Raw genomic sequence first — 25,188 nt, 5'->3', positions numbered from 1 at the left:
CGCACACCTTGACGCGTCCATAGCAAGCGCTTACGTTCCCTCACGAGAAGACGGGAAAGCGCTTTCTCCTGCACGTGCACCCCTGGATTCCCTGGTCATGGGACGACCCTGGAGGCAGAACGATGCAAGCGAGACCAGTCATCGCGTGCGTCGGCCTGATGGCCGGCACACTCGTCGCCCTGTCCGGCACCCCGGCACAGGCCGCGAGTGCCACGCAGTACGTGTCACCGACCGGCACCGCGAGCGCGGCCGGCACCCTCGCCGCCCCCACCACCCTCGCCACCGCGATCAGCCGCATCGCGTCCGGCGGCACGATCTACCTGCGGGGCGGGACGTACACCTCCGCCTCGACGATCACCATCCCGGCGGGAAGCGACGGCACGGCGTCCGCCCGTACGACCCTCACCGCGTACAACGGCGAGACCCCGGTCCTGAACTTCGCTTCCCAGACCGAGAGTTCGTCGAACCGCGGCCTCCAGCTCTACGCCAACTACTGGCACCTCTACGGCCTCACGGTGTCGCACGCCGGCGACAACGGCATCTACGTCGGAGGCAGCAACAACGTCATCGAACGCACGGTCACGTCGTACAACCGCGACACGGGCCTCCAGTTGGGCCGCATCTCCTCCAGCACCCCCAGCTCGTCCTGGCCCTCGAACAACCTGGTGATCAGCTCGGAATCACACGACAACGCCGACGCGGACGGCGAGGACGCGGACGGCTTCGCCGCGAAACTGACGACCGGCACCGGGAACGTCTTCCGCTACGACGTCTCCCACAACAACATCGACGACGGCTGGGACCTCTACACCAAGACCGACACCGGCGCGATCGGCCCGGTCACCATCGAGTACAGCCTCTCCTACGGCAACGGCACGCTCACCGACGGCAGCCAGAGCGGGGACGGCGACCGCAACGGCTACAAGCTCGGCGGCGACGACATCGCGGTCGACCACGTCGTCCGGCACGACATCGCCTACGGCAACGGCCACCACGGGTTCACCTACAACAGCAACCCCGGCACGATGACGATCTCGAACAACGTCGGCATCGACAACGCGGAACGCAACTACTCCTTCGACAAGGGCACTTCGGTGTTCCGCACGAACACCTCGTGCCGCTTCGCGGTCACCGGCTCGAACGACAAGACGGTGGGCGACGCGGACAGCACGAACCAGTTCTGGACCGGGACGAACGGCTCCCGGTGCTCGTCGTACAGCGGCACGCTGGGGTGGTCGTTCGCGACGAGCGGGACGTTGAGGGTGACGTTCGGGGGGACGGTGGTGAATCCGTAAGGGAGGGGCCCTGTCCGGCGGCTACTCGACGGCGTAGGCCAGGAAGTCGGTCCAGGCGGTGGGGGCGAGGGCGAGACGGGGGCCGTGGGTGTGCTTGGAGTCGCGGATGTGGATGGTGTGGGCGCTGGTGGCTATCTCGACGCAGTCGTTGCCGTTACTGCTGTCGCTGTAGCTGCTCTTGAACCACAGCAGCTCGGAAGGCTCGCGGATCATGTTTCTCCCAGCACTTGCTCGATAAAGGCCAGCGACTCCTCTGGCGTGAGAGCCTGAGCCCGGATGATGCCATACCGCAGTTCCAGGACCCGGAGCTGCCTCGGGCTCTCGACCGGTCGGCCCCCGAAATCGTCGTCCATCCGCCCCGCCCCCGAACCGTCCACGAACTTCAGCACCTGGATCCGCCCGCCCGTTCCAGGGTGGTTCGCACGGGCCGTTGGCATGACTTGGAGTTCCACGTAGGGCAACTGCGCTACCTCCAGCATGTGTTCGAGCTGTCGGCGCAACACCATTGTGCCTCCGACCGGACGACGTAACGTCACCTCTTCCTGCACGAAGCTCATTTCAGGCGCGGGGTCGCGCTCGAAAATGGACTTGCGAGCCATACGCCCTGCCAGCATGCGTTCCAACTCGCCCTGCGAATACGTCGGCCTCCATGTCCCCAGCAGCGCCCGCGCATACTCAGGTGTCTGCAACAACCCATGGATGTTGTGGTTGCTGTACAGCTGAAGCTCGACCGCCATGTCCTCCTTCTTCTTCAGGTCCCGCACCTTCTTCGGGTACTGCGCCTTCTCCACGTCCTCCCGGAATGCCCGCAGATGCCCACCCGCGTTCAGGACGTCGTCGGCCCGGTCCAGGAACTCCACCCGAGGAATCCGCACCCCGCGTTCGATCTTGCGGATCATGTCCTCGCCGTACCCCATGACGCGGGCGAAGTCGGCCACCCGCATCCCGGCCTGCTCCCGGCAGAACCTGACGAGCCGCCCCACCGCCTCCACCAACGGCGCACTCTCGTCGCCGGGTTCGAGGTCCCAGCCGGCCTCGTCCACACCCTCGTTCTCGTTGCTCACGCTGTCGTCATTCATGGCCACCCACCTCCAACGCGCACCGGTACCCGTACGTCGTCGGAGACAGCCGAGACAACGCGAGACAACGACGGGACAGAGCGGATACGTACAGGCGTCATCGCACGTCAAGGCAAGCACGGTCGGCCACGCTGAGTGACATGAACCAAGAAACCTCCACCCACGAAACCCAACCCACCTACTCCACGCGCAACTTCACCGTGCGGCTGTCCTCCACCCCCAGAGGCGCCCGCCTGGCCCGCCTCCTGGCGACGGAACAACTCCGCTCCTGGGGAATCCCGTTGGACCCGGCCCGCCAACTCGTCGCCGAACTAGCCACCAACGCGAGCACCCACGGCCGCGTCCCCGGCCGGGACTTCGGACTCATGCTCTGCGTCATCGACAACACCCTGCGCATCGAGGTCACCGACACCCGCGGTGACTGCCCGCCCCACCGCCAAGACCCCACGCAGGACGGGGAGTCGGGCCGCGGCCTGCTCCTGGTCGACGCGCTCGCCGACCGCTGGGGCTGGTCCCTGGGCCGCCGCCCCCGTAAGACGGTCTGGGCGGAACTCGCACTCGACCACGCACCGAACTCCGGAAACCCGAACTCCGGTGCAAGTGGCGCCTTTTCCCAAGAACCACGACGGTGAAAGCACCCCCGCCAAGCCCCACCCCACCCTCCCGCCGGCTCCGTCCGCCACTCACCCATGTGGGTGAACATCGCCAACTGGGCTGGATTCCGGACGGGTTGCGTGATCTACGCTCAGCGCAAACAACTCCAGACATACGACGGCCCTCGCCGGGACTGGCATCCCAAGGCGAGGGCCTGACCACCAAGGAAGAGAAGAGCTTCCCGATGGATACGCACGACACTACCGCGCCCTCGCCCGCCCGGTCCCGGCACACCGCCGACAAACACCCGATTCAGCGGACGGGTGGGTTGACCCACGACAACTCCCGCCACACCGCCCGTTTCACGGTGATCGGCAACCACCTCGCCCAGCACCGGGAGTTGTCGGCCCTGGCGATCGGCCTCGGCGTCCACATCCAGTCCCTCCCGGCGGGCGCCCAGGCCGACATCAAGACCCTCGCGGCCCGCTTCCCGGAGGGCACGACCCGAATCGCCGCCGCGCTACGGGAGTTGGAGACCCACGGCTACCTCCGCCGCGAACGCCACCGCGTCCCGGACGGCCGCATCATCACCCGCACGATCTCCTGCAACCAGCCCGGCCACAACCGTACGGACCCGACCCCCACGCACACCCCGGCGACGCCGAAGAAACGCACGCCTCGCAAACCCCTCCCCGCCGTACCGCGCCCCGCGTACCCGGCCCCGGCCCTCCTCCAGACGGCCACCGACCTGCTGGCAGACCTCCGCCGCCACGCCCCCGACCTCCTCCTGTCGACCTGCGACACGGCCCACCTGGCGCCAGGAGTAGCGGCCTGGCTGGAACGGGACGTGTCCCCCACGGCCGTACGCCACGCGTTGACGTCCGACTTGCCCCCCGAGGGCCTACGCCGCCCCGCAGCCCTCCTGGCCCACCGCCTGACGGCGCAGCTCCCGCCCCCACCACCGTTCCGCGCCCCCGTGCCGCCACCGGCCGTACGGCACCCGCTCCAGAACTGCGACGGTTGCGAGCGCGCCTTCCGCGCGCCCACCCCAGGCCGCTGCCACGACTGCCGAACCGATCTTCCGGAGGCCGCCCGGCATGAGCGGGACAAGCAGGTACCGATCCATGAGGCACTTTCTGGAGTCCCGGTCCCGGTCCATGGACGACACCCTTCCCGGCAGGTTCGAGATCACCAAGGAAGGGATCGTCCACGACATGACGGCGGGCATCGCTCCGCACGAACTGACCACGCTGCGTCTTCGCAAACGCCTGGAGAAGGTCATGCCGGATGAGCTGGTCGCTCACACGGGCGCACCGGATGTGGAAGCAGAAGACGAGGGCATCCTGCGCCGTCCCGATGTGATGGTGATCGCGTGGTCAGATATGGACGTGCCGGGTTCGTTCGACCCGCGCACACTGATCGCCGCCGTCGAAGTCGTCTCCCGCTCCAACCCGGACAACGACTGGGTTGGCAAGATGCGCGACTACCCAGTGATCGGGATCCCCACTTACGCCATCTTCGACCCCCGCACCGCCACAGGCGCCGTCCTCACCGACATCCACGCCACCCCCGACGGCCCCCGCTACGCCACCCGCAAGGACTTCGTCTACGGCGAGGACGTCACCATCGCCGAGTGGACCATCTCGACGGAGGGGTTGCCGCGCTATTCGGCGTCCGGCAGCTCATGAAACCCCCTGCTAGATCCGGGCGACGAGGGCCATGAGGACCATCCAGCCGACACAGCCCCCGCAAGCGATCACCAGCGGCAACCACCTCTGAACACGCCGAGCCCGAACGACCAACCACACCGCGACCGCATCCACCGCGAGCCCCATGACGGCCGCAGTCATCTGAAGACCGCCGGGCGCCTCCCCCTGCCCTGTCGCGGCCCGGCGGAGAACCGCCAGCAGCCCTACGGCGAGCAGTGTCACGAAGATGCAGGTGAGACCGGCGAACAGGCTCCGACCTCGGTCGTCGACCGCAGCCAGCGCGTCCGTGCGGTCGCCGAGGTGGACTCCGTCGTCGGGATTTGCCCTGTTATCGCGGTTCATCACGGCGTGCACCCTATCGGGATCGATAGCCCTGTTTGCTCACTACTTCCGGCGAATCGCGAAACGTACGCACCCACGCGGGAGTTGGCAGTGCAGGCAACCCGGCCTCGAGCGCGGAAGGCACGAAGTGAATCTCCGAGTCAATCCCTGGGACCTCAGCGGATATGCGAGGCAGATCAGCCGCGCGGCGCACGACGCGGCGGACTTCAAGAGCCACTGCACCCGGTACACCGGTATCAGCGTCTCGGATCAGGGCGTGCTGAGCCTCTTCCTGACCACGCACACATCGACGGTGGAGACGGTCAACCGGGCGATGGACAGACTGCAAGAGGTCCTGAGAGCGGCGAGCTCGGAACTGGAACGCAACAAGAGGTACTACACGCACACAGACCTGGCTGTAGCAGCGCGCGTCGACGCGACCTATCCCCTCGTGAAGCGCCCGGTCGACTAGCCCGTGTCCGACTTCATCGACGTCACCGAACCAACGAGTCTGCTCAGGGCTCCGGCCACACCTGGCGAGTACTCCCAGGGACCGATCCTCGACGTCTTCAACGATTGTGGCGACCTGGCAAGTCCGACGTACTGGGTGATGGAGGCGTGCAACACGGTATTCGGCTTCAACCCGCTGGACGAAGTGATCCAGTGGTTCGCCGGCGACTGGGAGTCGTTTGCCAAGTGCGGTGATGTCTGGGACCAGTTGGGCAGAGCCGTCGACGCGGTCGCCGGCAACATCAGTTCCGGCAACAAGACCCTCGACTCCACGTGGAACGGGCACGCCGCCGACGCGGCGTACACCTATTTCCACACCTGCGCGTCGAAACTCGAAGAGATCAGGGACGAGTTCGGCAAGCTGCGGACCGAGTACGACCACCTGGCACACTCCGCCTATTCCACGGCCGAGGCCATCAACGGCTGTCTGAGCGGCATCATCGACGGCCTGTTGATCACGGCCGTCGAGATGGCGGCCGGGACCGCACTGTCGTGGACCGGCGCCGGCGCGGCGGTGGGCTACGGCCTCGCGGCACTGGAGATCGCCAACATGCTCCGCCTCTGGGGCCAGGCGACCGAGGCCATCGGCAATGTCCAGGGCATCGTGAACGGGGCCGTCGGTGCGGTGGAAACCATCGGCGCGACCCTCTACGGAACGATCTCGGAGTTCACGAAGATCGGCGAGTACGACCACCCGAGTCCGGCGATCTGACACTTCGACCGGTCCCCGCCAAACCGCCCTCACGCCGCAAGGAGAACGCGCATGCCCTACGAACCACGCATCGGCGACGCGGACTTGATGAACATCACCGGCGGCGACCAGGCCCGCGCCCGGTCGCTCCGCAAGGCCCTTCAGAAACTCGCCGACGACCGTGCCCCCGACGATCCGCTGCGCGAGATGGCCCGCGAGGTCCTCAGCGGCCGGACGGGCCTGCGCGAGGCTGCCCGAATCCCCTCTTACGCGGAAGCACTGGGCGATCGCATGGCTCAGGGCTTCCGCGAGTACGACCGCCTCTCCCCCGACGAACGCTTGAGCCAGGAGGCGGCGGCACGGGCGTATCTGACAGAACAGGCGGCGGAGATCGACGAGGAACACCCGGGTCGAAGAGCTTCCTGATGCGCGCGGTCGGCATCCCGGGGGTTTCCCTCACTCCGATGCTCGGGTGTGCCGGATGGCAGCGGCGGTGGTCGACGGGTCAGGGTTGTAAGACATGCAGGTCACGCAGGTCATGCGGGTCACGCAGGCCGGACCGCCGCACCACGGGGAGATCAGAACGTGCGTATCGCCACTGCTACCGCTACCGCGACCGCCACCGTTGTCGCCTTGGCTCTCGCCGCGGGTATCACCGCGCCGGCCGCGTCCGCCTCCGGCGCCGGTCCGGGCGTCGACGGCATCTGGCGTACGGACGGCTACGGCACGGTCCTCGCCCTCCATCACGGGACGTACCAGGAGTACCAGACCACGTCCGTGAGCTGCCTCAAGGGCGACACAGCACGACGGATCGGCCCCGGGACGTACACCGTGGGCGGCGACGTCCTGACCGTACGGCTGGGCCATGACGGCGACCACGCCACGCTCGGCACGGCCGGCGACGTCGGCCACCGCAAGCTGGTCCGCGTCCCGGCCCTGCCGACCGCCTGCACCCGCCCGACCCCCAAGGACCCGCTGACCACCTTCGACGTCTTCTGGCAGTCCTACGAGGAGAACTACCCCTTCTTCGCCGCCAAGGGCATCGACTGGCACGCGGTACGCGACCAGTACCGCCCGCAGGTGCGCAAGGACACGACCAGGGCGGAACTGTTCGACGTCTTCAGCAGGATGGTCCGTCCGCTCCACGACGCCCACGTCGCGGTCCAGGACGGCGACCACGTGTTCGCCGAGGGCCGCCCCGGCACCGAGGTGCCCGACGAGGAACTGGACGCGAAGGTCAAGAAGTTCGTCGTGGCGCGGGACCTGGCGGGCGCTCCCTACCGACGCGACTTCGCCAACGGCCGCATCACGTACGCGGATCTGGCGGGCGGCGACCGTATCGGCTACCTCCGTATCTCCGGCTTCGCCGGCTACCTGCCCGACGACGACGCGCCGTACGCGGCCCAACTGGCGGAGTTGGACCGGGCGTTGAACACCGTCCTCACGCCGGAACGGACATGTCACCTGCACGGCCTGATCATCGACCTGCGCATCAACGGCGGCGGCTCCGACGCCCTCGGCATCCACATCGCGCAACGCCTCACCGACACCCCCTACATCGCCTACGCCAAGCGCGCCCGCAACGACCCGAAGGACCCCGGCCGCCACACCCGCCCCGAGCCGATCCCGGTGCTCCCGGCCCACGCCCCGCGCTACACCGGCCCGATCACTGTCCTCACCTCCGGCTCCACGGTCAGCGCGGGCGAGACCTTCACCCAGGCCCTCATCGACCGCCCCGGCCGCACGATCCGCATAGGCCGCCCCACCCAGGGCGTCTTCTCCGACGTCATGGAACGCGAACTCCCCAACGGCATGACGGCCTGGCTCCCGAACGAGGAGTACCTCACCGACTCGGGCCACACGTTCGACGGCACGGGAATCCCACCGGAGGTGACGGTCCCGGTGTTCACGAAGGAGGAGTTCGCAACGGGGCGGGATTCGGCGTTCGACCAGGCGGTACGGCTGCTCGGCACCGGCCACTGAACTGAACCCGGACAACAGGACTCACCGCGTGCTGAACGGGCTCTTGGCGCGAGGGAGTCAGTTCCGCGGCGACCATCGGGCTGTGGTACGGCTTCGACCCGCTTCCACCTGAAGTTCAGGACACAGCTCCGCACCCCAGGGTCTTGAGCGTCGCCGGGAAGTAGGCCCGCCAGAACTTCTCGATGTCCTTGCGGTGAGTCTGGTCCGTGAGGGGGATCTGGGGGACTTGGAGGGTGAGGGTGAAGTAGTTGCCGCCCTTGGTTTTGCAGGGGGCAACGGAGATGGCTCCATCTGTGCCGACGATTGTCTTGTATGCGAAGTCGACCTCCCGTGGTTCTCTAACTCCCGAGACCGAACCGGTGTTCGTCGCCAGGTACATGAGGTCTCTCGCCGTGTCATCCCAGGAGAAGCGGAAATCGAGAACGGGGTCGCGCCCGGAGAGAAGCACACACGGTGCGGTGATTGCCTCGGCCCGATCGACTCGAGTGAACTCGCTCAAGTCATCCGTGGACGCCAAGAGCGGACGAGTCACAGCGGGATTGATTGGCGTACCACAAATAGATCCCGGGAGTTCATGACTGCTGGCGGAGCTGCACGACACCACGAGAACGGACATCGCCAACGCGGTCAGGAACTGGCGAACATTCACTTCGGCTGCTCTCCGGACATGCCCGTTGCCTGCGCGATTCCTTCTCGTGCCGACTTGTTGACCTCAGCCTTGGGGTCGTAGTAGGAATCGCCATCCGTATGGTGAGTCCGCTTCCACTCTTCCGCGAGTGCCATCAGTTGGCCGTTCCTCTTGGTGTACGCCTCGACGTTGGCATCCGCCCGCTTATCGTCCAGCCGCCGCTGCTCATCAGCCAGCCACTGGTCTGTCACATAGTCGAACCCCGTCTGCACATCACCACTGACGACAGGGATATAGCTGATCGCTTTGTCGAAGAACGGCTTGGTCTGGAACTCGGCGACCTTCGGGTCGCCCGCAGCCTGCCTCCGCGCCTCCTCCAGGAAACCGACGGTTCGGCCGGCACGGTTCAAGGAAGCCGGTGAGTTCGAGTGGTCGTGGTGGATGTCCGACACCAGTGACTGGTTCATCCCGCCGTTCAACACTCCGTACGCTCCCTCGTCCTTGGACACCTGCTTCGCGACCTCGAAAAGCCGATGCTGGTCCAGGGGTGATTGGGCGACGTCGACCTCGCTCATGGCAGCATGCACAGTCCCCCCGTGATTGACCAGAATGTTCGCCATCGGCCTCCGCAACGAAGGCGGAAACTCATCCCCGCTGTCAGACAAATACGTGAGAGCCGACCTGAACACCGCATCATTCGTGGCCCGATCCCCATGACGCACTCCACCCGGATCCGCAGGATCAATCCCCGTCGCCCCCGCCTGCAACGCCGCCCCGAACCCAGCCCTGTCATCCCCGTCCAACCGCGGCACATGATGACCGCCCTTAGAAACCCCCTCGTCATTCAAGGTCACATTCCAGTCCCGGTCCTTCATGAGGTATTTCATGTGCGCGTCGGAATGGAGATAGCGCGCCGCCTCGGCGGGGTCACGGCTCATGATGCCGAGCATGCCGTCGACGGGGTCGTTGGCGAACCAGCCACCCCGCGCGCCGGCGTACGTGCCCTTCACCCGCCAGATCCCGGGGTGTTTCTTCTCCGCCGCGATCATGTCGTCGGTGAGGTCCTCGACCATCCCGGGCGCGTACCCGTGGCCGTGCCGCATCAGCGTGACCAGCGACTGGTAGCCGACCGCCTTGTCGAGGTGGAGCCCCTGCGCGTCCGTGGCGTAGTGGTCGACGCCCGCGTGCCGCATCCCGGCACGCCACTTCCGGTACCACGCCGACTTCGTGTCCTTCGTCGCCGTGGCGAGCGCGTTCGCCAGCCCCGTCTCGATCGTCGAGTACGTACCCGCCCCCGCCCCGCCATGGACGTGAATGCGGTCGTTCAGCTCGTTGGTGAGCTTGAGCGTGCCCTCCGAACCCAAGTCGTCCAGGACCATCCGTGAGAAGCCCGTGTCCTCGGTGTTGTCTCGGAACGACCGTTCCAGCTCGTTGAGTTGAGAGGTCGTCAAGTCGCCGCCCCCGCTCAGTTTCCGCAGGTAGCCCTCCGCCTCCACCGCCTCGTACGTCTCCACGTCACCGATCGCCCGACCGTTGAACCCCCGCCCGCCGGCCAGCAGTTCGGAGTCGACCACCACCCCGGCCAACGCGACCCGGACCCCCTCGTCCGCGTCCGTCACATCGCGCACCGCCTTGGCGATCCGGTCCTGCCACTGTTCTACGGCCCTGGGGTCGCCGGGGGTGTCCGGCCGGTCCGGACTCGGGCTCACCACACCGGAGTCGGAGACGTGCATGCCCGCCCGGACGGCGTCCTGCCGTGCCGCCACCACCCGGGCCCGCAACTCCACGAACTGCTCGTGCGCGTCCCGCAGCAGCGAGGCGATGCCCTTGGCCTCGGTCTGCGCGTACTGGAACTCCTTGAGCGTGGTGTCGAAGCGGGTGTTCGCCGCGTCGGCGCTGAGCCCCGTCCACGACGTGCCCATCGTGATGCCGTGCACGTCCCGCCGGTACGCCGTCTCCTGCTTCTCGAACTCGCCCGCCATGCCGTCCCAGCGCTCGGCCGCCGTGGTCAGCACGGCGAGGTCGGTGGTCATGATCTCGTGATACGTCGGCATGCGCCCAGTCGCCCCAATGGTCCCGATGGCCTCAACACGTGTCCGGCCGACGTCAGTACGTGTCCAGCGAGGACTGCTGCCGGAGCGTCGAACCCACCGCCAGATCCGTGCTCGTCAGCACCGCGTTCCCGCTCCGCAGCGCGTCCTTCTCCGAGCCGAGCCGGTCCATCAGGTTCTTCACCTGGTCCGCCCACGCCCCGTGCGCCTTCTTGAGCGCGGCCGAGGTGCACCACCCGTCCCCGTCCTTCGCCGCGAACTCCCGTACGGCGGCGCCGTTCTCCTCGTCCGCCCAGCGTCCCGCCACGAGCGTGTCAGGCTCGATACGCTCCTCGATCGCCCCCGCCGCCGCCCGTTTCTCCCCCGGCGAGGACGCCAACCTCCCCGGAGCCGAAACCCCCAACTCCCTCGGCGCACCCGACACATCCAGCACACTCAGCGCACCCGACACACTCGCCCCGCTCACCGAGGTCCCTTCGCTACATCCGCCGACTCTCCAACGGCCCCAGATACAGCGCCGGCAGACCCCCCGTGTCGATCACGAGCCGCTGCAACACCACCGTCGGGTCCACCATCCAGAACCTCAACCGGTGGACCCCGGCCTTCGTCACGGAGTGTTTCGTCGCCGTCGCGTTGACGTTGTCGGAGGTGTTGCGGGCCCACACCGCGTTCAACAGCCCGTCATCAGCACCGACGTTGATGTCGACGGTCTCGATCGGCCCGTCGTCCAGGGAGACGCCGTAGCGCAGACCGCCTGTCGGCAACGCAGGGTTACGAGGGGACAGGTGCGCCCACACCGTCACCTCGCCCGCCGCCAGCAGACTCACCTCGTACTCCAGGCGCGGTGAACCCGGCCCGCCCGGCGTCTGCCGGGGCAGTGTCACCGGCCACGGTGTCATCCCCGCCCCGGTGCGCCCGATGCCGTCGAGGCGCCGCCATCCGCCGACCGTCCGGTCGTAGTGCTCCGCGTCGATCGCCACATAGCCGCCCGCCTCCACGAAGCCGCGCAGCCCACGGGCCGGCGGCTTCTCGGCGACGCAGTCGACCGTCACCGACGTCCCCGCGCCGGTCACCGTCAGTACCCCCTCGGCGCGGCCGACCGGCGCCTTCGCCCAGTCCACCCCCACCTCGACCCGCACCTGCCGCCCCACCCGCCCCCGCGGCCGGTCCACGGTCAGCCACGGCACCGAGGCCTCAATCCGGTAGTCGAAGGCGGTACGGCCCCGGTTGAACACCTCCACGAACTGCTGCGGTCGGGTCTGGTGGGGACTGAACGGCGGGAGTGCCGCCGGTCCGGCGTCCGTCCCGCCGGGCCACGCGCTCTCCGAACCGTCCACCGCCACCCCCAGCTCCGCCGCCTCCCCCACCTCGATCCGCCGCACCGCCGGAAACAGCACGTCGGGCAGCGCCACGTTGTCCCGCTCCGGCTGCTGCCAGCCGGCGTTGGGCCCGTACCGGTCCACATCCCCGTAGTCGATGTGTGGCTGGGTCTGGAAACCGGCCCATTTCCCGCCCGCCACAGCCGAGTTGAAGCGTTCGGCCAGGGCGAAGTCCCGCGCGAGGGCCGTCTCCGCCGCGTCCGCAAGGGAGTTGGTCGCGGCCCGGCCCTGCGCCGCGTAGAGCAGGTTGGTGAACTCGGCCGAGCGCAGTTCGTAGAGGTTGGCGGTCGCCAGCACCTCGTACCCGACGAGTTCGAACCACGCGTCCCGCACGCCGGCACCGCTCGGCAGCCGCCGCTCGATCCGCTCGGCCCGTCGCCCCAGTTCCCTCCATTCCTCCGTGACCCGTTCCAACTCCCGGTGTCCGAAGGCGAACGGCGTCTGCCGGTCGTCGTAGACCACCTGGCCGTCGGTGAGAGTGATCCGCCGGTTCAGTAGTTCCGGCTTGCGGCGCGCCTGCAAACGGCCGTATTCCGCGAGGATCGCGGCGGCCTCCTGCGCGGGACCGGCTCCGAAGTTCTGGTGTGCGTACCGGCGTTCCCAGTCGCCGAGCCGCGCGAGGTCCCAATCCGCCGGATTCCAGGCGTAGTCGAGGAAGAACTCGGTCGGCAGTTCGTTGCCCTTGAGGTCTCCCACGTTCGCCACCCACAGGCCGTGGTTCCCGTACGCGTGGGCCGTGTGGAGCTGCTCCCACACGTTCCGCAGGTTCGCCGTGTCCACCCACTTGTAGTTCCGTCCGGCGCCCACGTAGTCGAAGTGGTAGTACAGGCCGTAGCCGCCGGCCCGACCGTCCTCCGCCGGATCCGGGTGCTTGCGGATGTTCCCCCAGTTGTCGTCCGTCAGTACGACCGTGACGTCGTCCGGTGCCCTCAACCCCCGGTCCCAGTACCGCTGGACCTCCTTGTAGAGCGTCCACACCTGGGGGGTCTCGGCCGCCGGGCGTCCCGTCTCCTCCTCGATGATCTGGCGTTGCGCCGCGATGATCTCCCGCATCAGCTCGATGCCGTCGCCGTCGGGGAGGCTCGTGTCGCCGTTGCCGCGCATGCCGAGGGTGACGACGCCCTCGAAGCCCTGGTCGACCATGCGGCGCACGCCGGCCCGCCAATAGGCCCGGACGGCCTGGGAGTTGAGCCGGTACGACCACTCCCCCGTGCCGCCGTACGGGTCGTGGCCGGGGGTCACGATCGCGCCGGAGGAGTCGCGGACTGCGGCCACCGCGTGGCGGTTCCACTCCTCGATGCCCCGCATCATCGGGGCCTCGTGGGACGTACCCATGACAACCCCGTATGCGGCGGCGCGCCGGTGGTTCTCCGGGTCGTCCTCCGCGAAGGCCCGGCCCCACACCGCCGGCCAGAGGTAGTTCCCCTTCAGCCGCAGCAGCACCTCGAAGACCCGGCCGTAGAAGTCCGCGGTGAAGCCGCCCGGGTAGCCGGGGGCCTTGCCGGGGCCGAAGTACGCCGGTGCCCAGGTCCCCAGCGCCGGGTTCTCGTCGTTGATGAAGAAGCCTCGGTACCTCACCACCGGCGTGCCCTGCGAGTACCGGCCCGGCCGCACCCACACCTGGTCGCGGTGGGTCGGCGGTACGTCGTCCCACCAGTGCCAGGGCGAGACACCGATGCCGTACGAGACGTCGTAGGCACCGAAGATCGTGCCGCGCGGGTCGCTGCCCGCGACGACGAACGCCCGGTCGACGCCCGGCAGCGGGCGCTCGACCACGGTCTGGAGCGAGGTCTCCCATCGGCCGCGGATTCCGGAGACGTCGAGTTTTCCGGCGGCCACCAGGTCGTCGATCAGCGCGCTGCGGCCGATCGTGCCGACCAGAACCGCCAGGCGGGCGGGGGCGGTTGAGGGGCGTACGCCGGTGACGCGTTCGATGTCGGAGCGCAGGTCCTCCGCCACCCGTACGACTCCGGGGTGGTCGTCGGGGTCCACCACGACCGGGGCGCCGACGAGGGGGAAGGCCCCGGTGGTGGGCGAGAAGGAGATGTACGCGGCCTGCTTCACGGATCGCGGGAGGCCCGAGGACAGCACCGGTACCGCGGCGAGTCCCGCTCCCAGAACCGCTCTTCGGCTGACGGACGCAGACATGGCACACCCCTCCGTACTCTCCGGACCCCATTTGGTCAGCGGCATGACAAATGGTGGGACGGGCGGCGGGAGGGGACAACGGGTCGGGCGGGCCGAATAGTTTCGTAACAGCCGCCCCGCGACGACACGGCCGCCCCGCGACGACACGGCCGCCCCGCGACGACGAAGAGGCCCGTACGACCGAAGTCGTACGGGCCTCCCCGGAAACTACAACCGGGTCAGATCGGAACTACTTGTTGATCTTGGTGACCTGGCCGGCGCCCACCGTGCGACCACCCTCGCGGATGGCGAACTTCAGGCCCTCTTCCATGGCGACGGGCTGGATGAGCGAAACCGTCATCTCGGTGTTGTCGCCCGGCATGACCATCTCGGTGCCCTCGGGGAGGGTCACGACGCCGGTCACGTCCGTGGTGCGGAAGTAGAACTGGGGACGGTAGTTGTTGAAGAACGGCGTGTGACGGCCACCCTCGTCCTTGGACAGGATGTACGCCTGGGCCTCGAACTCCGTGTGCGGGGTGACCGAGCCGGGCTTGATGATGACCTGGCCGCGCTCGACGTCCTCGCGCTTGATGCCACGGAGGAGGAGACCGACGTTCTCACCGGCCTGGCCCTCGTCGAGCAGCTTGCGGAACATCTCGATGCCGGTGACCGTGGTGGTGGTCTTCTCCTGCTTGATGCCGATGATGTCAACGGTCTCGTTGACCTTCAGGACACCACGCTCGATACGGCCGGTGACGACCGTACCGCGACCGGTGATCGTGAAGACGTCCTCGACGGGCATGAGGAACGGCTTGTCGACGTCACGCTCGGGGGTCGGGATCGACTCGTCGACGGCGGCCATCAGGTCCAGGACCGTCTGGCCCCACTCCTTGTCGCCCTCAAGAGCCTTGAGCGCCGAGACCTTGACGACCGGCAGGTCGTCGCCCGGGAACTCGTACTCGGAGAGGAGCTCACGGACCTCAAGCTCGACGAGCTCCAGGATCTCCTCGTCGTCCACCATGTCGGCCTTGTTCAGGGCGACGACGATGTACGGAACGCCGACCTGGCGGGCCAGGAGCACGTGCTCCTTGGTCTGCGGCATCGGGCCGTCGGTGGCCGCGACCACGAGGATGGCGCCGTCCATCTGCGCCGCACCCGTGATCATGTTCTTGATGTAGTCCGCGTGACCGGGGCAGTCGACGTGGGCGTAGTGACGCGTCTCGGTCTGGTACTCGACGTGCGCGATCGAGATCGTGATACCGCGCTGGCGCTCCTCAGGAGCCTTGTCGATCTGGTCGAAGGCCGAGGCCTCGTTCAGGTCCGGGTACGCGTCGTGCAGCACCTTGGTAATGGCGGCCGTGAGGGTCGTCTTACCGTGGTCGATGTGACCGATGGTGCCGATGTTGACGTGCGGCTTAGTCCGCTCGAACTTTGCCTTCGCCACTGGGGTCCTCCTGCGGAGTGGTTCTGGTACGCCTTACTCATCGGCGCCAGGTGATCTTTGCTGGGATGCCGCCCGCCGGGGTTTTCCCTCCCGGGTCCCCCCGGCGGTCGGTGTCAAGCCTAAAGCGTGTAAACGGGGTGTGTTACTCGCCCTTGGCCTTCGCGATGATCTCCTCGGCGACGTTCCGGGGAACCTCGGCGTAGGAGTCGAACTGCATCGAGTAGCTTGCGCGACCCGAGGTCTTGCTGCGGAGGTCGCCGACGTAGCCGAACATCTCCGAGAGCGGCACGAGGCCCCTCACGACGCGGGCACCGGCACGCTCCTCCATGGCCTGGATCTGGCCACGGCGGGAGTTGATGTCGCCGATGACCTCGCCCATGTAGTCCTCGGGCGTGGTGACCTCGACGGCCATCATCGGCTCAAGGAGCACGGGAGACGCCTTGCGGGCGGCCTCCTTGAACGCCTGCGAACCGGCGATCTTGAACGCGAGCTCGGAGGAGTCGACCTCGTGGTAGGCACCGTCGAGCAGCGTGATGCGGACGCCCGTCATCTCGTACCCGGCGAGGATGCCGAACTGCATGGCCTCCTGCGCACCGGCGTCCACCGACGGGATGTACTCCCGCGGGATACGGCCACCGGTGACCTTGTTCACGAACTCGTACGCCGGACCGTCGGTCTCGGTGATCGGCTCGATCGCGATCTGCACCTTGGCGAACTGACCGGTACCACCGGTCTGCTTCTTGTGGGTGTAGTCCACGCGCTCGACGGCCTTGCGGATCGTCTCACGGTAGGCGACCTGCGGCTTGCCGACGTTGGCCTCGACCTTGAACTCACGGCGCATCCGGTCGACCAGCACCTCAAGGTGCAGCTCGCCCATACCGCCGATGATCGTCTGGCCGGTCTCCTCGTCCGAGTGGACCTGGAAGGAGGGGTCCTCCTCCGCGAGACGCTGGATGGCGACACCCAGCTTCTCCTGGTCGCCCTTGGACTTGGGCTCGATCGCGACCTGGATGACCGGCGCCGGGAAGTCCATGGACTCCAGGATCACCGGGTTCTTGTCGTCGGACAGCGTCTCACCGGTGGTGGTCTGCTTCAGGCCCATGACGGCGACGATGTCGCCGGCGCCCACCGACTCGATCTCCTCACGCTTGTTCGCGTGCATGCGGTAGATCTTGCCGATGCGCTCCTTCTTGCCCTTGACCGAGTTCAGCACTGCCGAACCCGCCTCCAGGCGGCCCGAGTAGACCCGGACGAAGGTGAGCTTGCCCAGGTGCGGGTCGCTCATGATCTTGAACGCGAGCGCGGACAGCGGCTCGTCCACGGACGGCTTGCGCTTGACGACGACCTCGGGGTCCTTGACGTCGTGGCCCTCGATGGCCTCGACGTCGAGCGGGGTCGGCAGGTAGCGCACGACCGCGTCGAGCAGGGGCTGGACGCCCTTGTTCTTGAACGCGGTACCGCAGAACACCGGGGTGACCGTGGTGTCCTTGGACTTGCCGGACGCGATGGTGATACGACGGATCGCGGCGTACAGCTGCTCCTCGGTGGGCTCCTGGCCCTCCAGGTACAGCTCCATGATCTCTTCGTCGTTCTCCGCGACGGCCTCGACGAGCTTGTTGTGCCACTCCTCGGCGGCCTCGGTGTGCGTGGCCGGGATGTCGACGACGTCGTACATCTCGCCCTTCGCCGCCTCGGCGGACCACACGAGCGCCTTCATGCGGACCAGGTCCACAACGCCCTTGAAGTCCATCTCGGCACCGATCGGCAGCTGCATGACGAGCGGCTGGGCGCCCAGGCGGTCCGAGATCATGTCCACGCAGCGGTGGAACTCGGCGCCGGTACGGTCCAGCTTGTTCACGAAGCAGATGCGCGGCACGCCGTAACGGTCGGCCTGACGCCACACCGTCTCGGACTGCGGCTCGACACCGGCGACACCGTCGAACACCGTGACGGCACCGTCGAGGACGCGCAGCGAGCGCTCCACCTCGACCGTGAAGTCGACGTGGCCCGGGGTGTCGATGATGTTGATCGTGTAGTCGTTGTCCTCAAGCGGCCAGTGACAGGTGGTGGCAGCAGAGGTGATCGTGATGCCACGCTCCTGCTCCTGCTCCATCCAGTCCATGGTGGCGGCGCCGTCGTGGACTTCACCGATCTTGTAGCTGACGCCGGTGTAGAAGAGGATCCGCTCGGTGGTGGTCGTCTTGCCCGCGTCGATGTGGGCCATGATCCCGATGTTGCGGACCTTGGCCAGGTCAAGTGAAGTGGTAGCCATGAGGCTTTCGTCTTCTCTCGGTCTCGTCGTGGGTAGCGACTACCAGCGGTAGTGCGCGAAGGCCTTGTTGGACTCGGCCATCTTGTGGGTGTCCTCGCGCTTCTTGACGGCCGCACCGAGGCCGTTCGAAGCGTCGAGAAGCTCGTTGAGCAGACGCTCGGTCATGGTCTTCTCGCGACGGGCGCGGGAGTAGCCGACCAGCCAGCGCAGCGCGAGCGTGTTGGCGCGACCGGGCTTGACCTCGATCGGCACCTGGTACGTGGCGCCACCGACGCGGCGGGACTTGACCTCAAGCGTGGGCTTGATGTTCTCCAGCGCGCGCTTCAGCGTGATGACCGGGTCGTTGCTGGTCTTCTCGCGCAGGCCCTCCATGGCGCCGTACACGATGCGCTCGGCGGTGGAGCGCTTGCCGTTCAGCAGCACCTTGTTGATCAGGGAGGTGACAAGAGGAGAACCGTAGACCGGGTCGATGATGACCGGGCGCTTCGGGGCGGGGCCCTTACGAGGCATTTTCTACTTCTCCTTCTTGGCGCCGTAGCGGCTGCGGGCCTGCTTGCGGTTCTTCACACCCTGGGTGTCAAGCGAACCGCGGATGATCTTGTAGCGAACACCGGGCAGGTCCTTCACACGGCCGCCGCGCACGAGCACGATGGAGTGCTCCTGCAGGTTGTGTCCCTCACCCGGAATGTAAGCGGTGACCTCGATCCCGCTGGTCAGACGCACACGCGCGACCTTACGCAGGGCCGAGTTCGGCTTCTTCGGGGTGGTCGTGAACACACGCGTGCAGACGCCACGACGCTGAGGGGAACCCTCAAGTGCGGGCGTCTTGTTCTTCTCGACCTTGTCCTGCCGGCCCTTGCGGACCAGCTGCTGGATCGTAGGCACTACTTCTCCGGTTTCTGTGTGCCGATGGTGAAGCTAACCTGGAACGTCGCCGACCCACGCGGTCGGGTGTGTCGAATCCCGCAGACTTTCGCCGGGTAGCAAAAGGGGCGCAGATTGCGGTGGCCAGTGTCGGCCCCCTTAGTGCGGTTCAAGGCACGCACGAGGGCCAGGGCACACCCCAGGCACAAGGTCTGAGCGTACCTACCTCATTCGCTGCGGTCAAAACAAATGGATGTCACCCACGGCCGACCACGCAACATGCCGAAGCCACACCGCACCCGCGATCTTCGAATCTACGGCTTGCGGGACGTCTACGGGTTGTCTGCCGACGGCTTGCGGGTGGTTTGCGGGTTGTCTGCCGACGGCTTGCGGGTGGCCTGCGGGCGACCTACGGACGGTTCGGGCGGTCTACCGCCGGTCTCCGGGCGATCCTCGGGCCAGTCCTGCGGGCGATCCTGGGCCGCCTGCGCAGGTCTATGGGCGGCCTGCGGACGACCTAAGGGCCGCCTGGGGCGCTCCACGGCCAGCCTGCGGGCGGCCTGCGGGCGATCCGACGGTCTGCCAGCGATCTACGAAAGGCCTGAGGACGGTCGGCGGCCGACGGGCGGGCGGGCAGCGGGCGATCCGCGGCCGGTCTATGGACGGTTCGGGCGGTCTACCGCCGGTCTGCGAGCGATCCTCGGGCAGGCTGCGCAGGTCTACGACCGGTTTGCGGGCGCTCCACGGACGGCCTGAGGACGGCCAACGGGCGACCGGCGGACGGTCTGCTGGCGATGGGCGGACGGTCTATCGCCGGTCTGCGGACGATCCTCAGGCGGTCCACAGTCGGTCTACGGACGGCCTAAGGGCGACCTGCGGGCGACGGACAGTTCGGGCGGTCCACGGCCGGTTTACGGACGGCCCAAGGGCAGCCTGCGGGCGACCTGCGGACGGTTCGGGCGGTCTACCGCCGGTCTCCGGGCGATCCTCGGGCAGCCTGTGCAGGTCTACGACCCGTCTGCCGGCGATCCGCGGGCGGCCAGCGGGCGACCTGGGCGCAGACGGCCTGGACGCAGGCGGTCTACGGACGGCCTGCGGCCGGTCTGCGTCCCGCTCGCCCTCCTCGGCGCCCCCACGGCCCGCTGGCAGCGCGGACGATCTGCGGGCAGCCCGCGGGCGATCCGCAGGCGATCCGGCCAGCCCGCAGGCGGCCCGCACGCGGCCCGCAGGCGTCACGTGGAGCTCGCGCCTGCCACCACCAGGAGCATCAGGAGCAGGGTCCAGGCGCTGACCGCGAGCCAGCCGAAGATCAGGCCGGTCAGGGCCAGGCCGTCGCCGCCCTCGTCGGTCCGCCGTATTTCCGCGCGGGCGGTGTGGCCGAGGATCACCGCGGGGATGCCGGTCAGGCCCAGCGTCGGCACGATCAGCAGGCCGCAGACCAGCGCACCGACCGCCTTGCCGTTCGTCGGCGGCGGAGCCGGCAGGAAGGTCGGCGGCACCGGACGGAATCCCGGCGGCGGCATGTGGACGACCGTCGCCTGCGGCCCCTGGGGCAGATCGGCGACCAGCAGCATCAACTCGCCGACCGTACGGGCGTCGTAGGCCCGCGCGATCCGCTTCTCCAGCTCGTCCTCCCGCAGCCGGCCCTCGGCGAAGCCGGCCCGGAGCACGTCCACCGCGCGCTCGCGGTCGGCGGTCGCGGCCAGCATGGACGCTCCGCTGTGCGGCTGCCACGGCTGCTGCGGTCCCTGCCCCTGCCACGGTGTCGGGTACGACACTGAGCACCTCCCCCGGCGCCGGAGACCGAATGCCTCCATGATGCTCCAACGCGTCGAAAACGGCACCGGTTCCCCACCCGATCCCCGCCCGGTCCCGGGCCGACGGTCCCGGTCCCGTTGGCGTGAACCGGCATGTTGACGTACGCGCTTCCGCCAGTGGCCTGTTTCCGCGCTTTCACTCTCCGCGACTCCGTGCTTTCAGTACGTTGATCCACCCACTGTCGGAATTCGGGGGATGTAAATGACAACGGGGATATGGGCGTACACGTCGGACGACGGAGGTCTCGACGACCAGGTGCCGTTCCTGGCCCGGCTGGAGCGCGAGGACCGCTCGGCGCTGCTGGCCCTGGGACGCGCGCTGGACTTCACCCCCCGGACGGTCCTGGTCCGCCAGCACGAACCCTCCGCGCACGTGCTGTTCCTCCTGCACGGCTGGACCAAGGTCACCGCCTCGGCGGCCAACGGCTACGAGGCCCTGCTCGCGCTGCGCGGCCCCGGCGACATCGTCGGCGAGTCGGCCGCGCTGACCGGGCGCCCGAGGTCGGCGACCGTGACCGCGCTGGAGCCGGTGCGCGCGGTGGCGGTGGATCGCGGCCAGTTCAAGGACTTCCTCAACCGTTCGCCCGCCACCAGCTTCGCCCTCCTCGGCCTCACCACGGACCGCACCCGCGCGGCCGACCGGCGCCGGCTGGAGTTCGCGTCGATGAGCGTGCGGGAACGGTTCGCCGTACTGCTCCTGGACCTGGCCCGCACACACGGCCGCCGCACCCGCGAAGGCATCGAACTGGCCGTCCCCCTCAGCAAGCAGGAACTGGCGGGTTCGGTCGGCGCGTCCCGCGAGATGGTCCAGCGCCTGCTGAAGGAGTTACGCGACAAAGGCGCCGTGTCCACCGGCCGCCGCACGATGCTGATCATGCGCCCGGACATCCTCCGCCGCATCGCCTCGGCCGGGCCCACGGCGGGGATTCCCTCGCAGCCGGGGCCGGTGGAGGAACGGGAGCCGGAAGCCTGACGAAGATCCTGCCGAAGCACCGCCCGGCGGACCCGGTCTCGGAAGATCCGCGGTGCCCGATCCGCGCCGGACTGTGAACCCCTTCACAGTCCGAGTGCGTCATCCTCCCTCACCGCTGAGGTCCCGTCAGCCTCACGCTGCTGCTCTGCACAAGCACGCCCCCGTGAAAGGCGACCATGAGCGACCCCGTGAGCCGGACGATCCTGTTGCTGGACATCGAGAGGTACAGCGACCGGGACGACGTGGAACAGTCCTATCTGCGCCGCATGCTCTACGACATCACCGACCGCACGCTGGAGAGCGCGGGCATCGACGAGACCCGGCGGCTGCGGGCCGACCGCGGTGACTCGGTGATGGAGCTGATCGACGCGAGCGCTCCCGTCACGGCGCTGCTGCGGGCCCTGCTCATCGAGGTGCCGGTCCGGTTGAAGGCGGTCAACCGGATGGCGTCCCGTTCCGCGCAGATCCGGCTGCGCGGGGTCCTCGCCACGGGGTACGTCGCCGTCGACCAGCACGACGGCTGGGTCGGCTCCGACCTCAACCACGCCTGCCGGCTGCTGGACGCGGACGTCCTGCGCGCCGCCCTGCGCGAACGGACCGCCGACTTCGCGCTGTGCGTCTCGGACGCCCTGTACGCGGGGGTCGTCCGCCACGACCACCTGGGCATCCCGGCCGTCGACTTCCACCGGGTCACGGTCGCGAGCAAGAACGGGCCCCTGGAGGCCTGGCTGCACGGACCGGTCCCCGGCGGGGCGACCGGCGAGAACCACGGTGACGCGGGGAAAGGGGAGGGGGAGGGGGCGACGCAGGGCGGATCGGGGGACCGCCCTGCGCCGCCCACGACTTCGGACACACCGACCTCGGACACCCCAGCCGCAGATGCCCCCACAACCTCAGAAGCCCCCACCTCAGAAGGCCTCACCTCAGACACCCCCCAAGAACGGGTGCCCCCGCAAGGCGGGTCACCGGAGAGCCGCCCGGCGCCGGACGGAACACGGGGAGCCCCGGCGCCGGGTGTCGTCTTCAACTTCAGCGGCGGTTCGCCGTCCTTCGGCGGCAGCCTGGTCGGCCACGACCAGCACGGCGTCAGCGGCGGCCAGGTCACCGGTGACGTCCACCTCGGCGGCAACGAGCGGGGTGACGGGGCGTGAGCGACCAGGAGCAGCCGGACAACCCGGAGAAGCCGAGAGCCGCGGCCGGCGGCCCGGCCGACGCCAAGGACCAGAAGGGTCCCAAGGACCAGAAGAACGCCAAGAACGCCAAGGGCGCCAAGGGTTCCGGTGATCCGAAGCAGGGCGAGTCCACCCCCGACGACACCGCGCAGCACGGCACCGGCGGCGACGACGAGGAACGCGACCAGCCGCAGACCGCCTGGGCGGCCCGCCGGGACCTGATCGACCACAGCCCGCGCAGCATGCACGTCGGCGACCGCTCCCGCTTCGGCGGTGGTCTGGTCGGCCACGACCAGCACGGCGTCAGCGGCGGCCGGGTCACCGGCGACGTCATCATGGGCAGCAAGACGGAGATCCACTACGCGATACCCGGCCTGTCCGCGCCCGCCTCCGCCTCCGGCGAGGTGCCGCGGATCGTCCTGGAGCGGCTGGCCGAGACCTTCGTCGCCGACGAGGAGTACATGGCCGGACTCCTCGAACGCCTGCGCGCCGACCGCGTCCTGGTCCTGTCCGGCGCCCGCTTCACCGGCCGCCACACCGCCGCCCTGATGCTGCTGCACCGGCTCGGCGCCGACCCCGTGCGCACCCTGATACGCGACACCAGCCCGGCCGCCCTCGCCGACGGCTTCGACGCCGAGGACAAGGCCGGCGGCTACCTCGTCAGCGACCTCGCCACCCGCCGCGACCGCCCGCTGTGCGAACCGCATCTGCTCGCCGCGAAGGACCGGCTGGTCGAGCAGGACGCCTATCTCGTCGTCACGGTCGGCCCCACCGCCGTACTGGAGGACGTGCCGAAGGTCGAGTGGCGGCCACCGAGCGCGGCCCAGGTGCTCGCCGCGCATGTGCGTACCCGCGCCGACGAGCAGACCGCGGCCAAGCTGCTGGACCTGCCGGATGTCGTCGAGTTCCTCACGCGTGATCACCAGCTGCGCGAAGTCGCCGCTTTCGCCGTGCAGTTGGGCCGGTACGCGGCCGGTGAGGTGGCCGCGGACGCCATCGCGCAGTTCTCGCTGATCTCGCTGGAGAACCAGGTGCGGGAGTGGTTCGAGGAGGACGAGCGCGCGATCCATCTGCGGGACAAGGCGTTCCTGGTCGCGCTCGCCGCCTTCGACGGCGGCCCGTACCCGCTCACCGCCGAACTCAGCGACCTCCTCTACCGGTTCCTCCAGGAGACCGAGAATCCCACCCGTGTCGCCGAGGTCCCCGTCTTCGGCACCCACATCGGCAAGCGCCTCCAACTCGCCCGCGCCACACGGTACGAGGAGGACGAGCACACCGAATGGGGCCCGGTCGCCCAGCAGAAGGCCCGGTTCCTGGACGAACGGGCCTCGCTCGTCCTGCTGCGCGAACTGTGGACCGGCCATCCGTCCGCCCGCCCGGCCCTCATCAACTGGCTGCGCCGGCTGGCCGACGACGGCCGTCCGCTGGTGCGCACCCGTGCCGCGTCCACCGTAGCGATCCTGGCCCGCACCGACCTGCCCTCCGCGATGGCCCTGGTCATCGAGGTGTGGGCCACCTCCAAGCTGTTCCGGCACCGGCTGGTCGCCGTCAACTCGCTGACCCTCGCCCACCTCATCGACACCCCCAACATCCCGCGCATCCTCGACGACTGGTGCGAGGGCGACGACGAGCGGCGCCGCTGGGTGGGCGTGCGGTCGTACGGCCTGATCGGTTCCGAGCGCCCCGAGCAGGCACTCGCCGCACTGCGCAAGGCGGTACGCCGGCTCTACGAGAACGACCAGGACCTGGACCTGGAGATCGGGCGCGAACTCGCCGACGCCGTAGGGCTGTTGCTGCTCTCCTCGGCCGAGGAACGGGTGCTCGCCGAACTGCGGCAGCACCTCGACGACGACCGTGCCGTCCGCGACCTCACGCTCGCCGGCTTCGTCAACGCCTGCGGGCGCACCGAGGGCGACGAGCGCTACGGGATCCCGCTGGTCCTCGACTGGTACGCCCGCGCGGTGTCCGCCGGCAGCGCCTCCGCGTACGGCATCCCGCAGCTCTGGCGGGCCGCGCTCGCCGATCTGCGCACCACCCGGCCCGCGCTGGACGCGCTACGGGCGTGGGTGCTGATCGCCGACCGCGCCACCGCCACCGAGTGGGCGCTCGCCGCGCTGCTCCCGGCGCTGGTGGCCACGCCCGAGGACCACCAGCGGCTCAGCCACCTGCTGCGCACCATGTCCGGCGAGGACGGGAAACCACCGCCCCGGGTGGCGGCCCGCCTGCTCACCACGCTCCCCATCCGCTGACCCACATCGGAACGACCCGCGCACGCCGGG

Annotated in this window: 22 protein-coding genes and 1 pseudogene; 11 read left to right on the top strand and 12 right to left on the bottom strand. The window is 68.6% G+C overall.

All coding sequences use genetic code 11. The features are described 5' to 3' along the window. Positions 1-122: 122 nt before the first annotated feature. Positions 123-1,295, top strand: coding sequence for a right-handed parallel beta-helix repeat-containing protein (locus tag ACIQPR_RS35840; protein ID WP_403657115.1), 1,173 nt, complete (start codon positions 123-125; stop codon positions 1,293-1,295). Between the two features lie 21 nt (positions 1,296-1,316). Here the strand turns inward: ACIQPR_RS35840 and ACIQPR_RS35835 are convergent, their stop codons facing one another. Together ACIQPR_RS35835 and ACIQPR_RS35830 are read right to left on the bottom strand one after the other, a co-directional pair. Continuing rightward, entirely contained in the window at positions 1,317-1,508 is a 192-nt protein-coding gene (locus ACIQPR_RS35835; RefSeq protein WP_403657112.1) for a DUF397 domain-containing protein, read from the bottom strand. Further along, positions 1,505-2,374, bottom strand: coding sequence for a helix-turn-helix domain-containing protein (locus ACIQPR_RS35830; RefSeq protein ID WP_403657109.1), 870 nt, complete (start codon positions 2,372-2,374; stop codon positions 1,505-1,507). Before ACIQPR_RS35830 ends, ACIQPR_RS35835 begins: the two co-directional genes overlap by 4 nt. A 140-nt stretch (positions 2,375-2,514) precedes the next feature. Here ACIQPR_RS35830 and ACIQPR_RS35825 point away from each other — a divergent pair, with 140 nt between their 5' ends. The 3 genes and pseudogenes from ACIQPR_RS35825 (at position 2,515) to ACIQPR_RS35815 (ending at position 4,656) form a co-directional block, all read left to right on the top strand. Further along, positions 2,515-3,006 (top strand): ATP-binding protein, encoded by a 492-nt coding sequence (locus ACIQPR_RS35825; RefSeq protein WP_403657106.1) that lies wholly within the window; start codon positions 2,515-2,517, stop codon positions 3,004-3,006. Between the two features lie 206 nt (positions 3,007-3,212). Next, positions 3,213-4,061: pseudogene (locus tag ACIQPR_RS35820) on the top strand (helix-turn-helix domain-containing protein); the annotation flags it as partial. Between the two features lie 4 nt (positions 4,062-4,065). Beyond that, positions 4,066-4,656 carry a Uma2 family endonuclease gene (locus tag ACIQPR_RS35815; RefSeq protein ID WP_403657103.1) on the top strand — a complete coding sequence of 197 codons (591 nt, stop codon included), beginning with the start codon at positions 4,066-4,068 and terminating at the stop codon, positions 4,654-4,656. A gap of 9 nt (positions 4,657-4,665) precedes the next feature. Here ACIQPR_RS35815 and ACIQPR_RS35810 read toward each other — a convergent pair whose 3' ends face one another. Then, on the bottom strand, positions 4,666-5,019 hold the full coding sequence (locus ACIQPR_RS35810; RefSeq protein WP_403657339.1) for a hypothetical protein: 354 nt from the start codon (positions 5,017-5,019) through the stop codon (positions 4,666-4,668). Between the two features lie 127 nt (positions 5,020-5,146). On the opposite strand from ACIQPR_RS35810, the gene ACIQPR_RS35805 reads away from it, so the two are divergent. From ACIQPR_RS35805 to ACIQPR_RS35790, 4 genes are all read left to right on the top strand, one after another. Beyond that, positions 5,147-5,470, top strand: a complete 324-nt coding sequence (locus tag ACIQPR_RS35805) for a hypothetical protein (RefSeq protein WP_403657100.1) — start codon at positions 5,147-5,149, stop codon at positions 5,468-5,470. A 3-nt stretch (positions 5,471-5,473) separates the two neighbouring features. After that, a complete protein-coding gene (locus ACIQPR_RS35800) occupies positions 5,474-6,220 on the top strand; it encodes a hypothetical protein (protein ID WP_403657097.1) in 747 nt (248 codons plus the stop codon). 51 nt (positions 6,221-6,271) lie between these two features. Further along, on the top strand, positions 6,272-6,625 hold the full coding sequence (locus ACIQPR_RS35795) for a hypothetical protein (protein WP_403657094.1): 354 nt from the start codon (positions 6,272-6,274) through the stop codon (positions 6,623-6,625). A gap of 159 nt (positions 6,626-6,784) precedes the next feature. Continuing rightward, positions 6,785-8,182 carry a S41 family peptidase gene (locus ACIQPR_RS35790; protein ID WP_403657091.1) on the top strand — a complete coding sequence of 466 codons (1,398 nt, stop codon included), beginning with the start codon at positions 6,785-6,787 and terminating at the stop codon, positions 8,180-8,182. A gap of 115 nt (positions 8,183-8,297) precedes the next feature. On the opposite strand, the gene ACIQPR_RS35785 is transcribed toward ACIQPR_RS35790, so the two are convergent. The 9 genes from ACIQPR_RS35785 to ACIQPR_RS35745 all read right to left on the bottom strand — a co-directional run bounded on the left by ACIQPR_RS35785 (position 8,298) and on the right by ACIQPR_RS35745 (position 20,725). Then, positions 8,298-8,681 carry a hypothetical protein gene (locus tag ACIQPR_RS35785; RefSeq protein WP_403657088.1) on the bottom strand — a complete coding sequence of 128 codons (384 nt, stop codon included), beginning with the start codon at positions 8,679-8,681 and terminating at the stop codon, positions 8,298-8,300. A 146-nt stretch (positions 8,682-8,827) separates the two neighbouring features. Further along, positions 8,828-10,843 (bottom strand): hypothetical protein, encoded by a 2,016-nt coding sequence (locus tag ACIQPR_RS35780; RefSeq protein ID WP_403657085.1) that lies wholly within the window; start codon positions 10,841-10,843, stop codon positions 8,828-8,830. 73 nt (positions 10,844-10,916) lie between these two features. Beyond that, the gene (locus ACIQPR_RS35775) at positions 10,917-11,327 is read right to left on the bottom strand and encodes a hypothetical protein (protein ID WP_403657082.1); all 411 of its coding nucleotides are present in this window, start codon (positions 11,325-11,327) and stop codon (positions 10,917-10,919) included. Positions 11,328-11,340: 13 nt separating this feature from the next. Beyond that, positions 11,341-14,388 carry a glycosyl hydrolase 115 family protein gene (locus ACIQPR_RS35770; protein ID WP_403657079.1) on the bottom strand — a complete coding sequence of 1,016 codons (3,048 nt, stop codon included), beginning with the start codon at positions 14,386-14,388 and terminating at the stop codon, positions 11,341-11,343. A gap of 229 nt (positions 14,389-14,617) precedes the next feature. Continuing rightward, entirely contained in the window at positions 14,618-15,811 is a 1,194-nt protein-coding gene (gene tuf, locus ACIQPR_RS35765; RefSeq protein WP_019072299.1) for an elongation factor Tu, read from the bottom strand. Between the two features lie 142 nt (positions 15,812-15,953). Then, positions 15,954-18,083, bottom strand: a complete 2,130-nt coding sequence (fusA, locus tag ACIQPR_RS35760; RefSeq protein ID WP_403657076.1) for an elongation factor G — start codon at positions 18,081-18,083, stop codon at positions 15,954-15,956. A gap of 39 nt (positions 18,084-18,122) precedes the next feature. Next, positions 18,123-18,593, bottom strand: coding sequence for a 30S ribosomal protein S7 (rpsG, locus tag ACIQPR_RS35755; RefSeq protein WP_005481264.1), 471 nt, complete (start codon positions 18,591-18,593; stop codon positions 18,123-18,125). A 3-nt stretch (positions 18,594-18,596) separates the two neighbouring features. Further along, positions 18,597-18,968, bottom strand: a complete 372-nt coding sequence (gene rpsL, locus ACIQPR_RS35750; protein ID WP_003948652.1) for a 30S ribosomal protein S12 — start codon at positions 18,966-18,968, stop codon at positions 18,597-18,599. 1,211 nt (positions 18,969-20,179) lie between these two features. Then, on the bottom strand, positions 20,180-20,725 hold the full coding sequence (locus ACIQPR_RS35745; protein WP_403657074.1) for a DUF1707 and DUF4190 domain-containing protein: 546 nt from the start codon (positions 20,723-20,725) through the stop codon (positions 20,180-20,182). Positions 20,726-20,966: 241 nt separating this feature from the next. Between ACIQPR_RS35745 and ACIQPR_RS35740 the strand changes: the two genes are divergently transcribed. The 3 genes from ACIQPR_RS35740 to ACIQPR_RS35730 all read left to right on the top strand — a co-directional run bounded on the left by ACIQPR_RS35740 (position 20,967) and on the right by ACIQPR_RS35730 (position 25,158). Beyond that, a complete protein-coding gene (locus ACIQPR_RS35740) occupies positions 20,967-21,737 on the top strand; it encodes a Crp/Fnr family transcriptional regulator (protein ID WP_403657071.1) in 771 nt (256 codons plus the stop codon). 176 nt (positions 21,738-21,913) lie between these two features. Continuing rightward, positions 21,914-22,888, top strand: coding sequence for a hypothetical protein (locus ACIQPR_RS35735; RefSeq protein ID WP_403657068.1), 975 nt, complete (start codon positions 21,914-21,916; stop codon positions 22,886-22,888). Continuing rightward, positions 22,885-25,158, top strand: a complete 2,274-nt coding sequence (locus ACIQPR_RS35730; RefSeq protein ID WP_403657065.1) for a hypothetical protein — start codon at positions 22,885-22,887, stop codon at positions 25,156-25,158. Before ACIQPR_RS35735 ends, ACIQPR_RS35730 begins: the two co-directional genes overlap by 4 nt. Positions 25,159-25,188 lie beyond the last annotated feature (30 nt).

The sequence above is a fragment of the Streptomyces sp. NPDC091280 genome (assembly GCF_044768565.1).
Lineage (GTDB): Bacteria > Actinomycetota > Actinomycetes > Streptomycetales > Streptomycetaceae > Streptomyces.
The sequence above is the reverse complement of the archived record's forward strand: the minus strand, read 5'-3'. Positions and strand labels throughout refer to the sequence as shown.

What these genes read in the sequence shown, in the direction of transcription:
- ACIQPR_RS35810 (WP_403657339.1), bottom strand. Translation starts at nt 5,019, where the DNA reads ATGAACCGCGATAACAGGGCAAATCCCGACGACGGAGTCCACCTCGGC.
- ACIQPR_RS35835 (WP_403657112.1), bottom strand. Translation starts at nt 1,508, where the DNA reads ATGATCCGCGAGCCTTCCGAGCTGCTGTGGTTCAAGAGCAGCTACAGC.
- ACIQPR_RS35815 (WP_403657103.1), top strand. Translation starts at nt 4,066, where the DNA reads ATGAGCGGGACAAGCAGGTACCGATCCATGAGGCACTTTCTGGAGTCC.
- ACIQPR_RS35770 (WP_403657079.1), bottom strand. Translation starts at nt 14,388, where the DNA reads ATGTCTGCGTCCGTCAGCCGAAGAGCGGTTCTGGGAGCGGGACTCGCC.
- ACIQPR_RS35795 (WP_403657094.1), top strand. Translation starts at nt 6,272, where the DNA reads ATGCCCTACGAACCACGCATCGGCGACGCGGACTTGATGAACATCACC.
- ACIQPR_RS35735 (WP_403657068.1), top strand. Translation starts at nt 21,914, where the DNA reads ATGAGCGACCCCGTGAGCCGGACGATCCTGTTGCTGGACATCGAGAGG.
- ACIQPR_RS35825 (WP_403657106.1), top strand. Translation starts at nt 2,515, where the DNA reads ATGAACCAAGAAACCTCCACCCACGAAACCCAACCCACCTACTCCACG.
- ACIQPR_RS35740 (WP_403657071.1), top strand. Translation starts at nt 20,967, where the DNA reads ATGACAACGGGGATATGGGCGTACACGTCGGACGACGGAGGTCTCGAC.
- ACIQPR_RS35840 (WP_403657115.1), top strand. Translation starts at nt 123, where the DNA reads ATGCAAGCGAGACCAGTCATCGCGTGCGTCGGCCTGATGGCCGGCACA.
- ACIQPR_RS35780 (WP_403657085.1), bottom strand. Translation starts at nt 10,843, where the DNA reads ATGACCACCGACCTCGCCGTGCTGACCACGGCGGCCGAGCGCTGGGAC.
- rpsG (WP_005481264.1), bottom strand. Translation starts at nt 18,593, where the DNA reads ATGCCTCGTAAGGGCCCCGCCCCGAAGCGCCCGGTCATCATCGACCCG.
- fusA (WP_403657076.1), bottom strand. Translation starts at nt 18,083, where the DNA reads ATGGCTACCACTTCACTTGACCTGGCCAAGGTCCGCAACATCGGGATC.
- ACIQPR_RS35830 (WP_403657109.1), bottom strand. Translation starts at nt 2,374, where the DNA reads ATGAATGACGACAGCGTGAGCAACGAGAACGAGGGTGTGGACGAGGCC.